The organism is Dietzia sp. SLG310A2-38A2 (assembly GCF_014145095.1).
In the GTDB taxonomy this organism is placed as follows: domain Bacteria; phylum Actinomycetota; class Actinomycetes; order Mycobacteriales; family Mycobacteriaceae; genus Dietzia.
Genome location: NZ_JAALDX010000369.1, coordinates 1 through 2240 on the forward strand (window position 1 = coordinate 1; position 2240 = coordinate 2240).

A 2240-nucleotide genomic window follows, 5' to 3' on the forward strand; every position below is an offset into this window, starting at 1 on the left:
GGCGGGTGTGGCGACGACCGGATGTGGGTTCCGGCGACGGCGCGAGGGTGGTGGGGACCACGGGGGACCTCCTGTGCTGTGGGCATCCGGACTGCTTCCGGACTGGTTTCTCGGACCGGCTCCATGGTCGTCGGCGCGCGGCCGCCGGTCTTGAGGCCGGAGGTGGAAACCCGGTTGGCACCTTTGGGGGAGGGAAGCGGCCTCCGGGCGCTAGTCTCGGCGCATGCGCGAGACAGTCATCCCCGTCCCCGGCACCTCCGGTCTGCAGGCGACCCTGCACCACGCCGAGGCCCCCCGGGCCCTGTTATTGCTGGTCCACGGCTTCGGCGAGCATTCCGGCCGGTACGGGCGGACGGTGGGGTTCCTGGTGGACCGCGGCGTCAACGTGGTCACCTACGACCTCCGGGGGCACGGCACGGCACCCGGACCGCGGGCCAGGATCGCCACGGAGACCCACATCCGGGACAACCTCGCCGTCCGTGACGCGGTCCTGGAATGGACCCGGACCCCCGAGGGCGTGGGGGCCGGGTCCCTGCCCCGCCTCCTGATGGGGCACTCGATGGGCGGGTTGATCGCGGGGGAGTCCGCTCTCCGGCGTCCGTGGGACCTGGCGGGGCTGATCCTGTCCTCGCCCGGCATCGTCGTGGGCGAGAGCACACCGGCGCCGCTCCGGGCGGCGGCCCCGGTGATCGCCCGCCTCCTGCCGTTCCTCCCGGTGGAGAAGCTGGACCCGAACGAGATCTCCCGCGTCCCCGAGTACGTGGCGGATTACACCTCCGACCCGCTCGTGCACCACAAGGGGGTGCCGGCGCTGGCCGCCGGGACGCTGCTCGCGGGCGGGCAGAGGTTCCTGGAGCGCTCGAGCGCCCTGCGGGTGCCGGCCCTGGTGATCAACGGGTCGGCGGACTCCATCACCTCACCGAAGGGCGCCCGGCGGTTCGCCCAGGTCGCGGGATCGGACCACGACCCGCGGCCGGAGATCACCTACTGGGAGTTCGAGGGCGGCCTGCACGAGCTGTTCAACGACCTGTGTGCGGACGAGGCGTACGCGGCGCTCGGGGAGTGGCTGGACGCGCGGCTGGGCTGACGTCCCCTGCGTCCGGACCCATACCGCTCGTCCGGCGGGGCGGCCGCGCGGGCGCCGACTACGCTGGCCCCCATGCGACCCGAGCTCTCCTCCTACCGCCATCTCGCCGCCGGAAAGGTCCGCGAGTTATACGAGATCGACGGCGAGACGCTGCTGCTGGTGGCCACCGACCGCATCTCCGCCTACGATCACATCCTCGGCACGCCCATCCCCGACAAGGGCCGCGTCCTCACGGCGATGAGCGCGTACTTCTTCGACGCCCTGGACGTGCCCAACCACCTCGCGGGCCCGCTCGACGACGAGCGCATCCCGGCCGAGGTCCTGGGCCGCGCGATGGTGGTGCGCCGGCTCGACATGGTGCAGGCCGAGTGCGTGGCCCGCGGGTACCTCACCGGGTCCGGCATCGTCGAGTACCGGCAGTCGGGGACGGTGTGCGGCATCGAGCTGCCCGAGGGCCTGGTCGAGGCCAGCCGACTCCCCGAGCCCATCTTCACCCCGGCCACCAAGGCGGCGGTGGGGGACCACGACGAGAACATCTCGTTCGACCAGCTCGCCGGCATCGTCGGGGGCGGGCTCGCCGAGCGCCTGCGCACGGCGACGCTCGACATCTACTCGCGGGCCGCGGAGATCGCCGCCGACCGCGGCGTCCTGCTCGCGGACACCAAGTTCGAGTTCGGCCTGGCGGACGGAGAGTTGATCCTGGCCGACGAGGTTCTGACCCCCGACTCGTCGCGGTACTGGCCCGCTGACGGGTACTCGCCGGGCCGCGTGCAGCCGAGCTTCGACAAGCAGTTCGTGCGGAACTGGCTCACCGGCCCCGAGGCGGGCTGGAACAAGGACGCGGACACTCCGCCGCCGGCGCTCCCACAGGAGGTCGTGGACGCGACCCGGGCCCGGTACATCGAGGCGTACGAGCGCATCTCGGGTCTGTCGTTCGCCGACTGGATCGGCGGTGAGGCCGCATGACCTCCTCCGACACCACCCCGCAGACCGGGACACCCGAGCCCGCCACCACCCAGCGCGTGGCCCGTCCCACCCCGCCGGTGGCCGAGCGCCGCCCCCACCGCCGTGAGCACCACGGCCGCGTCTTCGTGGACGACTACGAATGGCTGCGCGACAAGGACGCCCCGGCGACCCGCGAGTACCTCGAGGA

Annotated in this window: 2 protein-coding genes and 1 pseudogene; all 3 read left to right on the forward strand. The window is 72.6% G+C overall.

Going from position 1 to position 2240, the window contains the following annotated elements:
• The first annotated feature begins 223 nt into the window (after positions 1–223).
• Complete coding sequence (locus tag G6027_RS13010) at positions 224–1087, forward strand: alpha/beta hydrolase (RefSeq protein ID WP_182637542.1); 864 nt, start codon at positions 224–226, stop codon at positions 1085–1087.
• 72 nt (positions 1088–1159) lie between these two features.
• Entirely contained in the window at positions 1160–2053 is an 894-nt protein-coding gene (locus G6027_RS13015) for a phosphoribosylaminoimidazolesuccinocarboxamide synthase (protein WP_182637543.1), read from the forward strand.
• Positions 2050–2240, forward strand: a pseudogene (locus G6027_RS13020) (hypothetical protein); the annotation flags it as partial. The gene G6027_RS13015 and the pseudogene G6027_RS13020, both read left to right, overlap by 4 nt.